General features: G+C 31.8%; 18 protein-coding genes. 5 read left to right on the top strand and 13 right to left on the bottom strand.

The features are described 5' to 3' along the window. Window positions 1–2: 2 nt before the first annotated feature. The 5 genes from ACFWU4_RS10710 to ACFWU4_RS10690 all read right to left on the bottom strand — a co-directional run bounded on the left by ACFWU4_RS10710 (window position 3) and on the right by ACFWU4_RS10690 (window position 8012). Window positions 3–1238, bottom strand: a complete 1236-nt coding sequence (locus tag ACFWU4_RS10710; protein ID WP_411127678.1) for a TolC family protein — start codon at window positions 1236–1238, stop codon at window positions 3–5. Beyond that, complete coding sequence (locus ACFWU4_RS10705) at window positions 1235–4942, bottom strand: efflux RND transporter permease subunit (protein ID WP_411127676.1); 3708 nt, start codon at window positions 4940–4942, stop codon at window positions 1235–1237. Before ACFWU4_RS10705 ends, ACFWU4_RS10710 begins: the two co-directional genes overlap by 4 nt. A gap of 109 nt (window positions 4943–5051) precedes the next feature. Beyond that, a complete protein-coding gene (locus ACFWU4_RS10700; protein ID WP_411127675.1) occupies window positions 5052–5465 on the bottom strand; it encodes an HYC_CC_PP family protein in 414 nt (137 codons plus the stop codon). A gap of 249 nt (window positions 5466–5714) precedes the next feature. Continuing rightward, window positions 5715–6200: a hypothetical protein gene (locus ACFWU4_RS10695; protein ID WP_411127674.1), complete on the bottom strand. Its 486-nt coding sequence runs from the start codon at window positions 6198–6200 to the stop codon at window positions 5715–5717. Window positions 6201–6227: 27 nt separating this feature from the next. After that, the gene (locus ACFWU4_RS10690; RefSeq protein ID WP_411127672.1) at window positions 6228–8012 is read right to left on the bottom strand and encodes a hypothetical protein; all 1785 of its coding nucleotides are present in this window, start codon (window positions 8010–8012) and stop codon (window positions 6228–6230) included. A gap of 151 nt (window positions 8013–8163) precedes the next feature. On the opposite strand from ACFWU4_RS10690, the gene ACFWU4_RS10685 reads away from it, so the two are divergent. The 5 genes from ACFWU4_RS10685 (at window position 8164) to ACFWU4_RS10665 (ending at window position 13117) form a co-directional block, all read left to right on the top strand. After that, window positions 8164–8688 carry an RNA polymerase sigma factor gene (locus ACFWU4_RS10685; RefSeq protein WP_411127670.1) on the top strand — a complete coding sequence of 175 codons (525 nt, stop codon included), beginning with the start codon at window positions 8164–8166 and terminating at the stop codon, window positions 8686–8688. Between the two features lie 49 nt (window positions 8689–8737). Then, complete coding sequence (locus ACFWU4_RS10680) at window positions 8738–9640, top strand: FecR family protein (protein WP_411127668.1); 903 nt, start codon at window positions 8738–8740, stop codon at window positions 9638–9640. Between the two features lie 46 nt (window positions 9641–9686). Then, complete coding sequence (locus ACFWU4_RS10675) at window positions 9687–12131, top strand: TonB-dependent receptor (RefSeq protein ID WP_411127666.1); 2445 nt, start codon at window positions 9687–9689, stop codon at window positions 12129–12131. A gap of 84 nt (window positions 12132–12215) precedes the next feature. Further along, window positions 12216–12836, top strand: a complete 621-nt coding sequence (locus tag ACFWU4_RS10670) for a Crp/Fnr family transcriptional regulator (RefSeq protein WP_411127664.1) — start codon at window positions 12216–12218, stop codon at window positions 12834–12836. Between the two features lie 71 nt (window positions 12837–12907). Continuing rightward, a complete protein-coding gene (locus ACFWU4_RS10665) occupies window positions 12908–13117 on the top strand; it encodes a DUF2892 domain-containing protein (protein WP_411127662.1) in 210 nt (69 codons plus the stop codon). 181 nt (window positions 13118–13298) lie between these two features. On the opposite strand, the gene ACFWU4_RS10660 is transcribed toward ACFWU4_RS10665, so the two are convergent. The 8 genes from ACFWU4_RS10660 to ACFWU4_RS10625 form a co-directional block, all read right to left on the bottom strand. After that, window positions 13299–14393: an AbiH family protein gene (locus ACFWU4_RS10660; RefSeq protein ID WP_411127660.1), complete on the bottom strand. Its 1095-nt coding sequence runs from the start codon at window positions 14391–14393 to the stop codon at window positions 13299–13301. Between the two features lie 234 nt (window positions 14394–14627). After that, a complete protein-coding gene (locus ACFWU4_RS10655) occupies window positions 14628–15077 on the bottom strand; it encodes a hypothetical protein (protein ID WP_411127658.1) in 450 nt (149 codons plus the stop codon). Window positions 15078–15132: 55 nt separating this feature from the next. Next, on the bottom strand, window positions 15133–15867 hold the full coding sequence (locus ACFWU4_RS10650; RefSeq protein ID WP_411127656.1) for a hypothetical protein: 735 nt from the start codon (window positions 15865–15867) through the stop codon (window positions 15133–15135). 1 nt (window position 15868) lies between these two features. After that, on the bottom strand, window positions 15869–16537 hold the full coding sequence (locus ACFWU4_RS10645) for a hypothetical protein (protein ID WP_411127654.1): 669 nt from the start codon (window positions 16535–16537) through the stop codon (window positions 15869–15871). Window positions 16538–16558: 21 nt separating this feature from the next. After that, window positions 16559–16891 (bottom strand): helix-turn-helix domain-containing protein, encoded by a 333-nt coding sequence (locus tag ACFWU4_RS10640; RefSeq protein ID WP_411127652.1) that lies wholly within the window; start codon window positions 16889–16891, stop codon window positions 16559–16561. A 174-nt stretch (window positions 16892–17065) separates the two neighbouring features. Next, window positions 17066–18034, bottom strand: coding sequence for a hypothetical protein (locus tag ACFWU4_RS10635; protein WP_411127650.1), 969 nt, complete (start codon window positions 18032–18034; stop codon window positions 17066–17068). Then, window positions 18021–19160 carry a tyrosine-type recombinase/integrase gene (locus tag ACFWU4_RS10630; RefSeq protein WP_411127648.1) on the bottom strand — a complete coding sequence of 380 codons (1140 nt, stop codon included), beginning with the start codon at window positions 19158–19160 and terminating at the stop codon, window positions 18021–18023. Before ACFWU4_RS10630 ends, ACFWU4_RS10635 begins: the two co-directional genes overlap by 14 nt. Continuing rightward, window positions 19153–19752: a helix-turn-helix domain-containing protein gene (locus tag ACFWU4_RS10625; RefSeq protein ID WP_411127646.1), complete on the bottom strand. Its 600-nt coding sequence runs from the start codon at window positions 19750–19752 to the stop codon at window positions 19153–19155. Before ACFWU4_RS10625 ends, ACFWU4_RS10630 begins: the two co-directional genes overlap by 8 nt. Window positions 19753–19937 lie beyond the last annotated feature (185 nt).

The following is a 19937-nucleotide window of genomic DNA, read 5'->3' as shown; positions in this document are numbered from 1 at the left end:
TATTACTGTGTTAAATAATTAATAATCGTTGATTGAACATAATAAGTTCTAATTGATTCTATTTGGTTCATTTGAAACTTTAGCTGCAACTCTTGAATATCCAAAACATCATTAAAATCAATCGTTCCTGTTTCATAGCTTTTGATTAAAATGTCTTCTGCATCTTTGGCTTGCTGTAGGTTTTTTGTTTGGGTAGCATAACTTATTCTTGCAGAAATGCGTTCGTTATTCGCTTTGTCTAAAAGCGTTTCCAATGAATTTAAACGTTCCTGTTTTTGAGCAGTAATTTCCTGCTGTTGCAAATCATTTTGTTTGGTTTGCGATTTATATTTTTTATTGAAAATTGGGATAGATACCGAAACCATTGGCATTATAATATCCTTTCCGTTATCGCTGAAATCCATATTTGGTCTTTCAGCAACATTGATATAATCTAATCCAAAACCAATCATTGGACTGCTTTCTTTTTGATTTAATAATTCTGATTGCTCTATGGATTGATAGAGTTTATCATATTTTAGTAATTCAGGATGTAATGCTAAATTTTCAGAAGTAATATCAAAGTCTTCTGAAGGTATCATTAAACTATCTACCACATTCACGGTAACATCATTATCTCTATTCAATAGATTATTGAAGTTAGTTTGTTCTGCTAAAAATTGTTTTTGCAATACATCTTTTAATTGTTGCATTTCGTTTTGACGCATTTGCAATCGCAACACATCTACTGCGGATGCTTTACCAACCTCAACAGAAGTTAATGCCAACGTCTCATAAGTTTCTAATAGTTTGATGTTTTCAGTTAAAACCTCTTGCTTTGCTTTGTTGGCGTATAGATTATAATAGGATTGTGATACCGAAGCCATTAGTTTTCGCTTTGCGATAACAATGTCCTCGTATTTAGCATCTGCCAATGAACTCACATAGTTTTCTCTCGATGTAATGGTTCCGAACCACGGTAACATTTGTTTAACAGATACTTTAAAGCGTTGTGCACCTGTTCTGGTTTCCGGTTCACTTACAAAATAACCGACACCAAATTCGGTATTAGGAATAGTATTGACTTCGTTTACTTTTTCAGAAGCTCTTTTGTATTGTAACTCAAACTTTTGAATTTCTGGATTGTTTGTTAAGGCTTCATCTATAAGTGTTTCTAATTGTTGTGCATTTCCAATGAGAACAAAGAATAACGAACAAAGAATAAAGACTGATTTTATGTGTGATTTTATCTGTTTCATTTTACAGTTCTTTTAAGTTGAAATTCGGCTTTCCAGCTATATAATACTGGAACAACAAATAAGGTTATTAAGGCTATAAGCATTCCACCAAAACTTGGTATTGCCATAGGTATCATTATATCACTTCCTCGTCCTGTAGAGGTTAATACTGGTAATAATGCTAAAATGGTTGTAGCTGTAGTCATTAAACAAGGTCTGATTCGTTTTTCACCTGCTTCAACAACTGATGCTCTAATTTCCTTTTTATTATCTGGTGTGTTTCTATCGAATGTTTGGGTTAAATAAGTTGCCATTACTACACCATCATCTGTTGCTATACCGAAGAGTGCAATAAATCCAACCCAAACTGCTACACTTAAATTGATTGGGTGCATCTGGAATAAGTCTCGCATATTTTCGCCAAAGAAATTGAAGTTTAAAAACCAATCTTGGCCATAGAGCCAAATCATTATAAAACCACCTGCAAACGCTACTGCGATACCTGTGAATACCATTAAGGACGTACCAACCGAACGGAACTGGAAATACAGAATTAAGAAAATGATTGCCAATGCTAACGGTACAACAACCGACAAGGTTTTTTCTGCTCGTAACTGATTTTCATACGTTCCTGTAAATGCATAGTTGATTCCTTTTGGAACTATCAATTCACCAGAATCAATCTTTTCTTGGATTAGTGCTTGTGCATTTTCTACGACATTGACTTCTGCAAAACCATCCATTTTATCAAACAAGACATAGCCTACTAAAAAAGTATCTTCACTTTTAATGACTTGTGGACCTTGTTCGTATCTTATAGTTGCCAATTCGCTTAATGGCACAGGACTTCCTTTTTCTACTGGCACATAAATCTGTTTTAAGTCGGTTGGGTTTGCTCGTAATTCTCTTGGGTATCGCACTCGAACACCATATCGCTCTCGACCCTCAACCGTTTGAGTTAATACCATACCACCAACTGCTACTTTTAATACATCTTGAACATCTTGTATAGAAATGCCATAACGTGCAATTTTCTCTCTATTAATATCAATTAACAAATAGGGTTTACCAACAATACGGTCTGCAAAAACAGCTTCTTTTTTAACACCTTCAGCTTCCTTGATGATGTTTTCTAATTGCACACCAAACGCTTCAATCTGCTTTAAGTCTTGACCTTTTACTTTAATTCCCATAGGTGCTCGCATTCCTGTTTGAAGCATTACTAATCGGGTTTCAATAGGTTGTAGTTTTGGTGCAGATGTAACACCTGGTAACTTTGTAACTCTTACGATTTCATTCCAAATATCGTCTGGTGACTGTATTTCTGGTCGCCAATTACGATAGTACTCGCCATCATCATCTTCAATTAATTGAGACCTTTTTATAGTGCTAAAAATGACGTTTTCGGAATTATTAGGATTTGCAATGAAACGACCATCCTTCAATTCAAAAAAGCCATCATCATTCACTTTATAGCGTTGGCGTTGTCCGTTTTCATTCAGCATATATTCTGGTTTGTACTGAATGATATTTTCATACATTGAAAGTGGTGCTGGGTCTAAAGCTGATTCTGTTCTTCCTGCCTTACCAACTACGGTTTCAATCTCTGGAATACTGGCTACTGCCATATCTAATTGCTGTAAAACACGTTTGTTTTCTTCTACGCCAGAATGAGGCATCGAGGTTGGCATTAGTAGAAATGAGCCTTCATTTAAAGATGGCATAAACTCTTTGCCTGTATTTTTCATAATGAAAAAACCTGCAATTACAATAGCCGTTGGTACAGATAAAAACAATAACTTATTATCTAAACACCACCTTAAAATACGTGTGTAGTATTTTATAAATGATGAGAAAACACCTAATAAACCAAAGCAAATAACACTCACAAAAATGAGATTCCAAAAAATGCTTTTATCAACGCCTAATGGTCTCCAATATTCGGCTAACAAGAATACAATAGCTGATACCGAAATAATGATATTGATAATATTAGCTTGCTTGTCTGTTATCTTACTTTGAAGATTGAGAAATGCTGTAATCCCAAACGCTATCAAAATTAATCCTAACCAATATCCATAGACTATGGCTACGATTCCCAATGCTATTAAAACACCATTTAAAACATATTTAAAAGTGTTTTTGATGTTTTTCTTTCTGAATAAAAATGCAGCAAACGGTGGAATTAAAAACAACGCTACGATTATAGAAGCTGTTAGTGCAAAAGTTTTTGTGAAGGCTAATGGTCTGAATAGTTTTCCTTCCGCTCCAATCATTGTAAATACAGGAATGAAACTGATAATAGTTGTCATAACTGCGGTTACGATTGCGCCAGACACTTCAGCTGTTGCTTTATAAACTACCGTATTAATGGATTGAGTTCCATCATCTTCATCTAAATGCCGAATGATGTTTTCTGATAGTATAACACCAACATCGACCATTGTTCCGATAGCAATTGCAATACCAGATAATGCGACAATATTAGCATCGACGCCAAAGAGTTTCATCGCAATAAATACCATTAAGACTGCAACTGGTAATAATCCTGAAATCAAGACAGAAGCTCGAAGATTAAACACCATAATAATTATTACTAAAATGGTAATCAATATTTCAAGAGTTAAGGCTTCGTTAAGTGTGCCTAATGTTTCTTGTATCAATTCTGTCCTATCGTAAAAAGGCACTATGGTTACTTGTGAGGTTCTACCATCCGCTAATACTTTCGAAGGTAATCCTGCACTTAATTCATTAATTTTTTCCTTTACGTTATTAATGACTTCCATTGGATTTGCGCCATAACGAGCTACCACAACAGCACCAACAACCTCTGCGCCTTCTTTATCTAATAATCCACGTCTTGTTGCAGGACCTAATGAAACTTTACCAATATCCTTTATCCTAATTGAAGTATAATCTTCTGAAGTGACTACTGCATTTTCGATGTCTGAAATGGATTTCACATAACCCAAACCACGAACTAAATATTCGGCTTGGTTAATTTCCAAAGTCTGTGCACCAATATCCTTATTACTTTCCTTAACCGCTTTTACAACGTGATGCAATCCAATATTATACTGACGCATTAGTTCTGGATTTATGTCTACTTGATACTCCTGAACATAGCCACCAATAGAAGCAACCTCGGAAACACCACTTGCAGAGGACAACGCATACTTTACATAGTAATCCTGAATACTACGTAACTCTTGCAAATCCCAACCACCAGTTACATTTCCGTTTTCGTCACGACCTTCTAAAGTGTACCAAAATATTTGTCCTAATCCTGTGGCATCGGGACCCAAAGCAGGATTAACACCTTCGGGCAATAAACCACTTGGTAAGGAATTAAGTTTTTCGAGAATACGACTTCTACTCCAGTAAAATTCTATGTCTTCTTCAAAAATGATATAGATACTTGAAAAACCGAACATAGAGGAACTACGAATGGTTTTTACACCTGGAATACCGAGTAAAGATGTTGTGAGTGGATAGGTGATTTGGTCTTCTATATCTTGTGGTGAGCGACCATCCCATTTAGTAAATACTATTTGTTGGTTTTCACCTATATCAGGTATGGCATCTACAGCAACTGGATTACTTGGTAAGAAACCAGTATCCCAATTGAAAGGTGCATTAACCGTTCCCCATCCTACAAAAAGGACGAGTAGCAGAACTGCTACGAGTTTGTTTTCTATTAAAAATTTGATGCTTTTGTTCAGCATTGGCTTTGATTATTAAACAGTTAGACATTGGCGTAAGGAAAACACCGAATACAGCGAATTATCCTTACGACATTGCAGTCATAGGATAAAAAAGTCTATTGTTTAAAAATCAAATTAAGTATGTTTCGTCAATCTTGTAGAGTTGCCTTATGACGAGTGGCGGTTTATATTCTTCGTAAGTAGAAACGTTATTTTCTAAACCTTCAAAAAGGTTAATATAAGTGTAAACAAATGAAGCTATAAATAGGTGTTGCTCAAACGTGATTTTGTCAACTTGCAATTGCAATTCGTCTTGACCTTCAATTGCTAATTGTTCATCATCACAACAATTTTTCTTGGTAATAGAACATCCTTCGGTTGAAGGCTTTTCCATTTCCATTCCGCACCCTTTGGCCTTATGAAAAATAGCAGTTTCTACTAAAGTATCTCCGCAATAATGCATATTCACAGTAAATGACATTGTAGAGAATAACACTACAAAAGCCATTACTAAAGACATTATTTTATGGAAAAATTGCTTCATATCTATTTGCAAAGGTATAAAAATTTAATATATGTTAATTTTGTTTAACAGAAGTTTAATTGACTAATCTGCTTAATCCCAACTCATTTTCTGTAAGCGAACTGCATTCAATATTGCTAATAATGCTATTCCCATGCAAATAAATTTGTAAATAATATTAAAACAAAAACCCAATCGTTAAATTATAACGATTGGGTGCTATTAATCAATTTAGGGCAAATGAAGTGGGAAATTAATTTTTCTTTTTCACTAATTCTTTTCAAAAGTCAGCATGTCTGTACCTCCATTTCCTCCACTAATATCAATTAATTCAATTCTGGTAGATGATGTCATTACCACATCCCAATCATCATTGAGGTCTTCAAAATCATTGCTGTCTGGTACTGGAAAGAAAATATTGAAATCAATATCATCATCACTACTGCTATCATCACTACTATTACTATCATCTGTAACAGACCAAGTACCTGTCATAGTGTTAGAACCATTTGTTGCCACAAGTGACCCATCAGAGTTGAAGCTAAAGTCATAACCATTAAAATCTGAAGTTTCATTTTGTCCTGAATCATTAAAGTTTGTGATTCTCCATGTTCCAGACTCTACTGTATTTTCTATTTCAGCTATTTGTTGGCTGTTGTTGTTTGGACTTCCATCGTCATCATCACTAGAGCACATTGATGACATTAGGGAAAAACTTAACATTAATAACAATCCAAGATTAAATACTTTTTTCATGATTTTTAGTTTTAAATATGTTTAAGATTATATTTTTTGAAGTGTCAAAGTATCTGTTCCACCTCCGCCTCCGCTTACATCTTGTATAACCACTTCTGTAGCTGAAACAGAAATTACATCCCAATCATCATCATTAAATTCTTCAAAAGGCATATCTGTACCAAAATCTATAGCCATTTGATTGCCACTACTAAAAACTGACCAAGTACCATTATTGGTATTAGAACCGTTTGAAGCTGATACTGAACCATCCATGTTAAAGTCTAGTTCATAACCTGCATAGTCAGAGGTTTGGTCATCTGCATCTTCTGTATAAGAAGCTACTATCCATAAACCATCTGTTAATATAGTTTCTAAATCATCGTTCCCATTTCCTCCATCAAATGGGTTTCTTTCAAAAGTTAAGAAATCTTCTGAACCATCACCACCACTAACATCTTTTAGTCTGATAATGTCATTGGTTACTTCAAGAACATCCCAGTCATCAGCTAATTCATCTAATGGAATACCTGTCCCAAAGTTTAGGTTAAGACCAAGTTCGGTATCATCTCCAGATGTTGTTGACCATGAGCCATTAGTAGTACCACTCATATCCATAGCAGTAGCTGTATTGTCCGATGCAAAATTGAAAGTGTAGTCTGCGAAATCTGCGGTTTCATCTGTATCATCAAAGAAGTAAGTCACATACCAATCACCATTAGTAAGCGCATTTACTAAAGCTGTGTCATCAATATTACCATTAGATTGACAATCACTTTCAAAACGTAATCTATCATCTCCTAACCTTAAATCAACTTTTACTTCTCCAGGTTCTTGTTCTATTTCATGTAAATTCCATGTATCATTGAAATCTGTTAATCCTGTTACATTTATAATTACTGATATATTATTGCCTGTTCCAGATGCTTCCCATGTACCATTAAAAGTGTTTGAACCTTGGGTTACTAAAATTGTTCCATCACTATTGAACTCAAATACGTAACCTACATAATTGTCTTCTAAATCATTGTCGTTTCGCTCTAGTTTATCAACTGTCCACTCCGAACAATCTGCAAAAATGGTTTCAAGGTCGTTAGTTGAACAGTTATCGCAATCATCATCATCAAAATCATTATCATCATCTTCATCACAACTATCGTCTGCTATTTCAATAGCGTTTTCTAGCTCCTGAATAGAATTTATAGTTTGTGTTGTACCATCTGCAAATATTACAGTAATTGGAAAGTTAATCGTTACTGCTGCAAATTCATCTAAATCATCAATAAAATCATACATATCATTATCATTATTGATAGTGATTGAATTGATTAAATCATTGTTTTCATCAAAAACAGATGCAGTAATTGGATATTGAAAATCAATACATTCAATATCATCATCATCTTCGTTTTCGCCTACACAATTCGCTGTAAGTGCTGCTAATTCTGAATCAGAATTAACTACAACAGTTGAAAAATCTACAAGAATTACAGTTATTGGATATGAAATAACAACTGAATCGACATCGTCATCAAACAAATCGATAATGTCTTCAATGTCCTCATAACCATCTTCATCATTAATCGTTATTTCAATACCATTTACTGTAACTGTAACTGGAAGTTGAACACTTAAACAACTAGCATTATCTATGATGTTGTCGCTAGAACCATCATTAGATGCAGTTCTACTCATTAAATTTGCTACTGTTGAATTAGCTTCTATGGTTTCTTCAACTGGTGGGTCGATTACTAAATCGTCTTCGGTTCTACAAGATGTCATAGTGAATACAACACCTAGAACTAGTAGAAAAATTGGTTTCAATGTTTTCATAATGGCATGGATTTTATTTTAATATTTAAGTTTGTTTGTTGGCTTCTAAATAGCCTCTTTATTCTTAAAACAACTCATTAAATAATTGTCCCAAGAAAAAATAGATTTTTTTTTATTTATCTTTCTTTTCTGAAATCAAAAAACTCAATCCTTGCCAAAATCATTGCACCAAGATATATGTGATAAAATTCGCTTCTCAAAGATTTATGAGAAGTATGCACAATCATTGAGCAATATTTTGTTCTACAAATATGGTGAGCTTTTAAATCCCTCTGATAAGGTTCAAGAAGCTTTTATTAAACTTTGGGAAAACTGTGCTAAAATAAAACCAGAAACTGCAAAATCGTATTTGTACACCACAGCAAATAATATGATGCTTAATGAGGTAAAACATCAAAAAGTGGTTTTAAAATATCAACAGGTGAAGCCAAAGGAATATACCAATGAGTCCCCTGAATTTATTTTACGAAAGAAAGAGTTTCTAAAACGGTTTGAACGAGTTCTATCTCAATTAAAAGAAGAGGAACGTGTTGCATTCCTACTAAATAAAGTAGATGGTAAAACTCATAAAGAGGTTGCAGAAATTTTAGGTATTACAAAAAAGGTCGCTGAACATAGAATTTATGGTGCATTGAATAAACTTAAAAATGAACTTGAAGAACTAAATCGAAAATAATTCTGGGACAATTATAATTTAAGTTGTTTTAAATATATAACAGCAAGTTATGGACAAAGAGCAATTAGTAAAAAAGTGGTTAAGGAATGACCTGTCTGAAATAGAGTCAAAGGCTTTCAATGCGTTGGAAGATGCTGACTTATATATAGAAATTATTGAGGAAGCTCAAAGGTTCAATGGTATTACAAACTCAAAAATTGAATCCTTTAATATATTAGATGAGAAATTAGTTTCCAAGAAAAGCACATCAGTAAATTGGATGAAGGTTATTTCAAGTTTAGCAGCTATTCTTGTTGTTGGGTTTGCATTATTTAAGGTAATTAATAAAGACCACATAAGCTCGTTTAAGACTGATTTAGCTCAAAATGAAATTATCACACTACCAGATAACTCAATAGTTAACCTAAATGAGTTATCACAGCTAGAATACGATAGTTCTAATTGGGATGACAACAGGTCGTTAAACCTAAATGGAGAAGCATTTTTTGATGTAGAAAAAGGAAAACGTTTCGATGTTAATACAGAGTTTGGCAAAGTAAGTGTTCTAGGAACAGAATTTAATGTGCTAACCAGAGACAGTATTTTTAAAGTATCCTGTTACGAAGGTTTGGTGCAAGTAACATATAATAATGATAAAGTTAAACTACCCGCTGGAACGGAGTTCATTTTATCTTCAGAAAAAGCCTTAAAGTCAAATATTGAAATTACTGAACCATATTGGCTTAAAAACATGAGTGTATTTGAAGATGCTTCTTTTAAAGCGGTTGTTGAAGAACTAGAAAAACGATATAAAGTAAAAGTTCAATATCCATCTGATTTGAATATAAAATTCACTGGTGCATTTGAACATAATAATCTTGAGAATGCCCTGAAATCTATCTCAAAACCCTTTAATTTGACCTATACAATCCAGAACACTAACGAGGTCATTATTAAGAATGGGCAGAACTAAACTTTATATACTTCTATTCCTGTGTTTCTCTCTAACATTCAAATTGATGGGACAAAGTTCAGAACAGAAAGTTCCAATCTCTGAAGTACTGGAAGATATCACAAAAGTACACTCTATTACTTTCAACTATGAGAGTAGCCTTTTAAAAGATATTACCGTAATTCCTATATCGCAAGATTTAAGCTTGTCAGCAAAAATCAATAATCTTGAAAGGCAAACCAACCTAGTTTTTGAAAAAGTTAGCGATTTAGTTTACACTATTTCCAAAACTATTAAGTTGTGTGGCTATATTAATAGTTCAGAGTTACCAGAACCTCTCATAGGTGCTACTATCACAAGTAAATTTGCTTATGCAGTAACTAATGAAAGTGGTTATTTTGAAATTGAACTGAAATCTTTAAACGAACTATTGACCATAAGACATATTGGGTTTAAGACGATTGAACGTCAAGTAAAATATTTCACTTTAGAAGATTGCGGAACGATAACAATGCTTGTTCATCAAGAGGTTATATCACCAATACTTATTGAAACTTATCTTGTTAGAGGTATAGATAAAAGACAGGATTGGTCAACCTCAATCGACTATAAGCGATTTAGTCTTTTACCTGGTCTTATTGAATCTGATGTATTGCAAACCGTTCAAGCTTTACCAAGTATTTTAAGTGTTGATGAAACGGTTTCAAATATTAACATAAGAGGTGGTTCTCACGACCAGAATTTAATGCTTTGGGATGATATAAAAATGTATCAGACTGGACACTTCTTTGGTCTTATATCTAGCTTTAATCCACTTATGACACAAACTGCAAGTGTTATTAATAATGGTTCAGATGTATCATTAACAGATGGTATTTCTGGCACAATCCACATGCAGACTGAGAAACAAATCGATTCAAAATTCAATGGGGTTTTTGGACTTAATTTTTTAAATGCTGAATTGTTTTCTAATATCCCTATCGGTAATAACTCATCACTTCAAATTGCATCAAGAAAGTCTTTAGACGATTTTTTAAGAACACCAACTTATGATGTGTATTTCGATAGGGTAACTCAAGACACAGAAGCTGAAACTAATGCTTCTAATGTTACTAATTCTAATCAAGAATTTGATTTTTATGATGCTTCTTTGCGATGGTTATATCAACCTACTGATAAAGACTTTATCCGATTAAATTTTATTCTAATTAATAACGATTTAGGATTTAATGAAACTGCTGATATTAATGATGAGTTAAGAACCAGACGTAGCAACATATCTCAAAATACTCTTGCTGTTGGACTTAATTATAAAAGACAATGGAACCAAAAACTATCCACAACTATCAATGTTTACGACAATGAATATAAACTTGAAGCTCTTAATGCAGATGTATTGAGTAATCAGTTGCAACTACAAGAGAATATTGTTTCGGAAACAAGCGTTCAACTGAATAATTTATATGAACAAAAGCTATGGCGCTTTAATCTTGGGTATCAATTTACAGAAACTGAAGTTATCAACTTAAACGATATTGATTTACCTCGATTTGTGAGACGTGATGAGGAAATATTAAGAGAACATGATGCTTTTGGGCAAGCTTGGTTTAAGAATCCTAGCAATGATTTTTCCATAAGAGGTGGAATAAGAGCAAATTATTTAACCCGTTTTAAAAAATTAATTATCGAACCAAGATTAAGTATTAGAAAATCTATTGGTGAGCATATTGAAATAGAGGCACAAGGCGAATTTAAACACCAAAGCACATCACAAATTGTTAATTTCCAAAATGACTTTTTAGGTATTGAAAAAAGACGTTGGCAGTTAACGGATAATGATAGTATTCCAATTATACAAAGCAAACAAGCTTCACTTGGTGTAACCTATAAAAATAATGGATGGTTGTTGGATGCTAAAGGTTATTACAAAACTGTTGAGGGTATAACAACCCAAAGTCAAAGCTTTACAACCAAATACGAATTTGCTAAAGAGAAAGGACGTTATAACGCTTATGGCTTTGAGTTTTTATGCAGAAAAAAAAATGGCAATTTCAATAGTTGGTTAAGCTATTCATACATAAACAACACTTACAACTTTGAAGCCCTCGAAGATATTGAGTTTCCGAGTAATTTTGATATTACACATTCAGTTACTCTTGGAACAACTTTTAGTAATAAATCTTGGAATGTTTCGGCAGGATTAAATTACAGAACAGGAAACCCAACAACTATACCGTTAGATGGCAATGAGATATTTGATGATAATATTAATTTTGATGAAGGTAATGGTCAAAGGTTAATGGATTATTTGAGAGTTGATGCTTCTGCTATTTATAAGATCAAAATTAGCAACACCTTTAGGTCAGAAATTGGTGCGTCTGTGTGGAACATTTCGAACAGGCAAAATGCTATCAACGACTATTATAGAATCAATGAAAATGATGTAGTAAATAGGTTTTCTAGGTTTTCATTAGGTTTGACTACTAATGCTGTTATTAGGCTATATTTTTAGACAATTTATTGTAACACATTACTTCTTTAGTTTCTTACTTATGCCTAAAGTTAGTACTTTAGATATTATTTATTACTTAATAAAATGAATTTTGATAGAAGCGTAATATCTTTTTTAAAACCTGCACTATTTGAGAAACTCATAGAAGAATCTTCGATAAAAGAATTTCCTAAGGGAACAGAGATTTTAAGAGAAGAGCAATATGTTAAAGTTTTGCCTATTGTTCTTGAAGGACTTGTGAAAGTTTATTCTAGGTTTAATGATAAAGAACTTTTGCTTTATTACATTCAGCCATCTCAAAGCTGTATAATGACATTTTATGCATCTTTAAAAAATACACCGAGTAAAGTTTATGCCTCAGTTGAAGAGGATTCAAAAATTTTATTAATTCCAGTTGCACTACTTCCTAAATGGTTAAAAGATTTCCCAGACTTTAATCAGCTGTTTTACGACCAATTTAGTTTGCGATATTCAGAATTACTAGAGACCATTGGTCATTTATTAATAGACCGCATGGATAAAAGACTCTATGAGCATTTAAAAAACAAATCGGAAATAATAAAAACGGCTTCAATAAGAATGAGTCATAACCAAATCGCAAATGACCTAGGCACGGCACGCGAAGTAATAACAAGAGTGCTAAAAAAACTTGAGAATGAAGGTAAAATAATACAACAATCTGGTGAAATAAAAATTATTGGATAGTTGTGACTAAGGTCACTGCACAGCTCATTAACTTTTGTGAACTTTGTATTATTAATCATAAATATTAAAAGATGAAAAAAAATATGGGAACTGCAGATAGAGTTATTAGGATAGTAATCGCTGCAATAGTTGGTGTACTTTATTTTAAAGGGATAATTACCGGAACATTAGGGATTATATTATTAGTACTCGCAGGAATATTTGTATTGACAAGCCTTATAAGTTTTTGCCCTTTATATGCGCCATTTGGCATTAAAACCTGCGCAATTAATAAGCCTTAAAACTTTAATAATGCAATGGTTGTACAAAAGTAAGTAGCTTGCCTTACCACCTGTCAAATTTGAAAATATATGCTTTCTACTATAGCAATCTCCTCCTATTCAATAAGCGAATATTTACTATTATGTCAGTTTCCGTATAGGTACTTTACAACTTATTGGCAAATAATTTTTTAAAGTAATTCTAATTGGGATTCTTAGGAAAATAATTAGAGTATTGCATATTTACAACCTTTATACGGGCCATCTGGTCATCGATAATTCTTGAAATTGCCATAGTTAATTTTGTATACTCGTTTTCAACACCAATTTGTTTACTAACTAACGGTTCTGAATTATATTGATCTGATCTTAGATATAAATAAATTCTTTCACAATTATCTGATTCAAATATTTCTTTTAATAATGACTTGTCAGTTAGTCCTAATGAATGTCCCAAAATATGAATATTGAATTTTTCCTTAATTCTAATTAAACTATGGTGTATTAATTGATAATAATTATTTTTTAAATAATGGTGTGTCTTGAAGTTTGTTAGAAAATTGTCATTCTTTAAATCTTTAATTTCAATGTAATCCTCATCTTTATCATTACCCCAACCAAAAATAATATCAGATTCTAACGTACCATGTATAGGATAATGCTCATATCCCGTGATATTAAAACTTCTAATTGTCTTCGTATAATTAAAATCAATGACCACTATATCGTTTACTTTTTCTTCATTCTTAAAATTCTGAAATAACTCTTCAATAAAATTTGAAACTGGACTTTGATAATTAACATTCAATGTTACCAAATATTCTTGCAATAAGGTTTTTATCTGTTTCAATTCTTCATTAAGTCTTAGAATTTGCATTTTATGAGAACTCCTATCGTATGTATTCGGAATAATTTTTAACAAATCAAAGTATGTTGACTCCACATCAAACCAAAACTCATCTTCCTCTCTATATAATTTAGATAAAAAGTTATTTTTAAGATACTCCAAAAAAATCATTTTATTATCTAACAAAGATTCAATAAAGCCTTCTTTTGACAAGTTAAGAAGTATGCCGTCTAATGAATAATTAGTATTGTAACCAACAGGAAATAAATGCTGATTATGTATATCTCTAATACCGTCAGTATAATATTCGCTTTTCCCTGTTTCTAACACAAATTGTCTTAAATCAGGAATGAGAATATTTTCTAAAAGATATTTAGAAAAGTCTTTAAAGCTAGTTGGAAGACCATGAGCAATGTCAAAGCCATTACCTATAATTAAGACTTGTTTCATAAAACACTATTTCTTTTAAAAGTATAAACATTTAAGGTTATAATCATTTTTTCTTGTAGTAACATTTCGAAAATACTTTGTGATTTTTTTATAAGTACTTTCTACTATTATATTGTCTTGCTGTGCGAGGTAAGTTTTAAATACTGAGTTCTGAAATAATGCCATTAAAAAAATTAATAGTCAATTAATTTCTAAAAATAGCAATAAAAAGGAATTTCGCCTTTCAAACCTATTCTAAAAATTATTTGGAAATTTATTGACCTTGTAAATGTTGAGTGCTTTTTTTAATTGCTGCAACTCTTCTCTCAAACTCTCAATATCACCTTTAGTAGCTGGCAGCATTTTTGGTGCAAAAATTCGTTTGGCAGCATATGCACCTGCATCGGCAGCCATGCTGCCTAGTGCAGCTTCTTTAATAGAGTTAGTGCTAATGCTTTTATCTTGGCTAAACCGCTCTATTTTATCTTCCAATGCTTGTACTGCTAATAGGACGTCTTGGTTTGCAGGTAAAGCCAACTTGTCCGTGGCTTCTAATTCTGATTTTTCATAGTGACCAGAAATATATCGATAATTGTTTCGCTCATAACTAGCTTTTGTTTTACAACTGTTCGTGCAATACACATGATTGCTTCTTCTTGGTTCAAACAATTGATAACAATGTTTGCAATTTTTAGTCGTTTTCATAGTTTCTTGGGCGTTTTTAATACTTAATACGTTAAATAACGTTTTATTTAACCTTTTACACTCGTTTACTCTTACCGTTTAAATTTATGTAATTACACATATTGAATAACCTGTCGACCACTCTGGAGCCATAGAAGGTTTCCAAAGCAAGAAGATTACCTTTTGGGTTATCTTCATAACCTTCAACAGGATTCATCGTGAAATGTGTTTTTAGATTTTTTCTAGAACGTCGCATGATTATTTCTTTCATGGTATTGGTTTGTCCGTAATTATTGGCAAGTTTTTCAGAATATAAATCATCGAACAGCAGAGTACCACGTGTATAGTTATTATAGAAATCTATTTTTTCTTGTGGAGATTTTGTAGCCTCATAATCATCTACAACATCGTCCACGGAAACTATCTTAAAATTATGTGGCTTATATCCTTTAAAGACAGATTCAAAGCTTGTCATGATTTTAGTTTTTCCGAATCCTACTTTGCCTACTAATAGCAGTCCCTTATCAAAAGAGGGAGCAACATCCTCCTTATATAAATTTTCACAACTGAGAAAAGACATATCATTCATGAAGTATAAAAACACCGCAGAAAGATTTTCTTTGATATAATTCTCAGTGTATTCGAATGGAAATCCTGTTACATATTTGAACGCCATTTTAAATTCTTTCCATAACCATTCTTTATCAAAAGGATGACTAATTTTATTATAAAATTCTTGCGACCTTACATTTTCTATTATTTTTCTGCAAATTACATCGCAGTCATTATTTTCTGTATTTATTAATCTCATATTATCTATTTGAAGCTGTTCCTGAAGTTATAGTTTTACCAAATTTCGGTTTTTCATTCTTTTTCCATTTTACCAAACGCTTGTCTATTTCAAAAAAGTCTTGGTTTTCATGTTTCATCAACTTTTTATCTCTATCTGTCTCGCTCCAATAATTAAAAAAATCATTTAATAGTTCTTTACTAAACTGTGTGTGTGCAAAAACCTTTTCTCTAAATATTTTTTTTCTATTTATTATATTATTACTCTTAGTTGTTGCTAAATGATTGTCATTTGATTGTGAAGCGTTTGCTAAAGTTTTGCCACTGTGTTTGCTAAATGGTGTGTCATTTAGTGGGTCAGTTTGCTCACGGTTAGATTTGGCTACGTATTCTTTTAAATTAATAATGCTAATTTTGGTGAAGGAGGACGTAGTTTCAACATGAATATCATTACTCAATTGCAGTTTAGATAAAGCCGTTCTTACTTTGCTAATTGTTAGTCCTGTCTCAATGGCAAGTTTCTCATAGGACGTTATAAATTCTCCCTTTTTAATGAGTATACCTTGCCACCGTTTCGAACTATAGTTTACTTTTAGTAAGCAGTGAATAAAAACTGCATTTGCATTGACGTCTGTGTACCACTCCCAATCAACTATATTGCGATTAAGCATTATAAATCCTGATTTATTCATAAAGATTGTTGCCTGGAATTATTATTGAAATCTTTTTTTAAATAAGAAATCGTCTACTTTTTCATTTAAAGTTGCCTTACTAGTTCTCTTACCTGAATTTATCCAAGCTATTAACTCTGATTTTAGAAAGTATAACCTCTTACCCTTCTTGCGATAAGGTATTTTGTTTTTATGGACAAGTCCGTAAATTGTAGGTTTAGTTAAGTTGATGATTTTTGCTGCATCATCAATAAGAATTGGCACTTCTTGTTGCGCACCTTCTTGAGATTCGAAAGATGCTTTTGCTCTCTCATACATTTTGTTAGCAAAGTCTTGAATCTGATCCTCACTAAACATAAAAAATGGTGTATTCATGGCTATGTGTTTTAAATTTAACACAATGATATAACCACGAAGAAATAAAATAATGATGCTTCGGAATACTGTTAGAAAGTGTTCGGAATTTTTAAAGTGTTTATTTTCAGCAGTTTAATATCTACAAACATGACTAAACATATCAAAAAAGCAACTAATATTTGATTTAATTATTTAGGCTTTTCTAATATTTACTTTGTTTTGAAGATATTTTGTCTTCATACCAACTAAATAATTGTTTACAACATCAATCTTAAAAGTTGATAGTTTTAGGATAGTACTATCAATTATTTTTCGTTGCTTATCTCCTTTGTAATAATCTATCCCTTTAGAAACTTTTGAATATGGAGTTACTTCTCTAGGACTCATATAAAAAATAGATAAATCTTCATAAGTTCCCGCTATCCTCGCGAGCTTCATTAAATCTGTCACTGGTATTGACAAGGATTTAGATATAAGATTATTAATTACATGAATAATTAAGAACTTCTCTTCGTCAGTAAAACTATCAAGTAATTCCATGATGTCTTGTTCTTTATCAGATTTACTTTTAGTGGTAATATTTTTAGTTTCTTTTTTAGTTGTACTTTGTAAAGCTAGCATTTTCAATTTTTGCTCTCGTTCTTTTACTTTATGTGGATATTTCTCATCCATCATAATTTTGAAGTACTCAGAACTTTCAAATGCAATACCTTTAAAATCATGGAAAACGAAATATTCATATTTATTTAAATGATAGATTAATTGGTAATAATTTCTATAATTATTATAATGATTTAAAGCAACTCTAAGTGAAGTTTCTACAGCCAAATCTGCTATAAATGAACTATAAGAACTAGTTTGATTTTTTTTAAATGCTTTGATAATTTCATCCTCTAAAATCCATTTTACTTTTTCACTTTCAGTGCCTTCATAATAGGTGTATTTCTTTTGAAATATAGAATATGACTCCTTAAAATTTAGTTCAAGATTATTAGTGAAATTGGTCTTAATATAATTATGTAAATTCTTAATGATTTTATTGTGCAAAGTTAAAAAAGGTCGATTTTTAAATTTAGCTTTTTGCATTTCAGCGATTATCATGCGCTTTGATACGTCTTGTGCTTTTTTGTAAAAGTGTTCGTAAATATTAAGACAATCCATTTAAATTCAAATTTATTCTGTTAGCAGCTTTTATTTTATTTTTGTCCATAACTTTAGTGTAAATCTGTGTAGTAGAGACATTTTTGTGACCTAGCAATTTTGAAACTGTATATATATCGGTTCCATTAGCTAGCTGTAGCGTAGCATAACTATGCCTGAAATTGTGAAATGAAATCTTCTTGTTGATTCCAGAATCCTCTATCCACTTTTTTATAGGACGCACAATTTGCGAATACTTTATACCAACAAATATCTTTCCAGTTCTTGTGGGTTGAAGTTCCAATAAGTTAAATGCTGTTTCAGAAATTGGATGATTAAAAATGTTTCGTGTCTTCTTTTCCTTTAATTGTATGTAGTGCCCTTGATGTTTATCCTTAAATACCTTATCCCAAGTTAAATTTACAATATCTACAAACCTTAAACCTGTTAGAGTAGAAAAGAACGCCATGTGCTTAATAATTTCATGTTTAATTGCAGTTTTCCACAATAAACCTAGTTCTTCTTCTGTCAAATACTCTCTGTGTGTTTCTTCTTCCTTGATATACTCAGCATGTAATGCTAAATTAAAATCAGTTAAATTTTCTTTATAAGCTTCTTTTAAAACTCGAATAAACTTCTTGTAATATGAAGAGGCTGTATTGACTGCTAATTTGCCTTTATTAGTTCTTAGATTATTAGTGCTCAATAAAAACTCTCTGTATTTTTTAATATGCAACAAACTCAATTGGTTAGTTGTTATGTTGCTCCCTAAACATGCATAAAAATAATTTCTAGATGCCTTCCACGACAAATAATTATTATAACTCCCATTGTTTAAGTAACCATCGACAATAACATCATAAAATGCGAGAAAATTAAAATTAGAATTTACGTTTTCCTTAAAGCCATATTCTTTATCCCTTAATTGTATTAAGCGTTTAGACCTAATCAATTCTGCAAACTCTATCGTTTCCTTATTATGGGCCCTTTCTATTTCCGACTTAGGGTTACCATATATTTTTAACTTTAAAAACTCACGTCTTGACTCCTTCCCTGTACTAGGATTAATTATTGCTGGATAGTAATCTAAATATAAACTGTATTTACCATCTGTTACTTTTTTCTTTCTAACTGTTACATTAATCATTAAGTGTGATTTTTGATGGTGTACCATATAGTTTTTTAATCTCAGACTTTAAAACATAATTAAACCTTCCTATTTTTATCTTTTCAATTCCCTTTGATTTTATATGCCTTTCTACAGACCTAGATGAAACTTTGTAATAATTTGGTATTTCGCCCATATAATAATAATTCTCTTTATTGAAACTAATAACTTCTTTGTACTGACGCTTTATTGATTGTCTCTTTTTATTTGATTTAACCAATTCTTTCTTGCAGTAGTTTTCCAAATCAACTTGCCTAACCAAAACTCGACTCATAATACGAAAATGCACTAGCTCGCCTTTGCTAATTAACCTGTTAATAGTTGATCGACTCACATTTAGCAATAGAGCGCAATCTTGAATCTCTAAATAAGCTTTGCTCTTAGATATTTCTAATAAGTCTCTAAACGGAATATTCTTTTCTGTTCTGCCTACTATACTTTCTTTCAAACGTTTTTCCTTAGCTCTAAACTTATAATCTTTCTGATTACAACTGTGACTACAAAAGCGAGTTTTCGTAGTATGCGCTTGAAATTCCTTTCCACAATATGTACACCGTTTATTTACTAACATGCTTTAAATTTGAAATTTTAAATATTATTCTATGTGTCTACAAGAAACTATACAATTCTTAAATGGTCTATATTATTCTATATAAATCATATTACGCGACATAAGACATCCTGAACAACAAACTTAACTAAAAATTTAAAAAAAGGTACAATCGAGGTACAAAAAGAATAAGAAAAACAATAAAA

It is taken from the genome of Winogradskyella sp. PE311 (assembly GCF_046545555.1).
Classification (GTDB): Bacteria; Bacteroidota; Bacteroidia; order Flavobacteriales; family Flavobacteriaceae; genus Winogradskyella.
The sequence above is the reverse complement of the archived record's forward strand: the minus strand, read 5'-3'. Positions and strand labels throughout refer to the sequence as shown.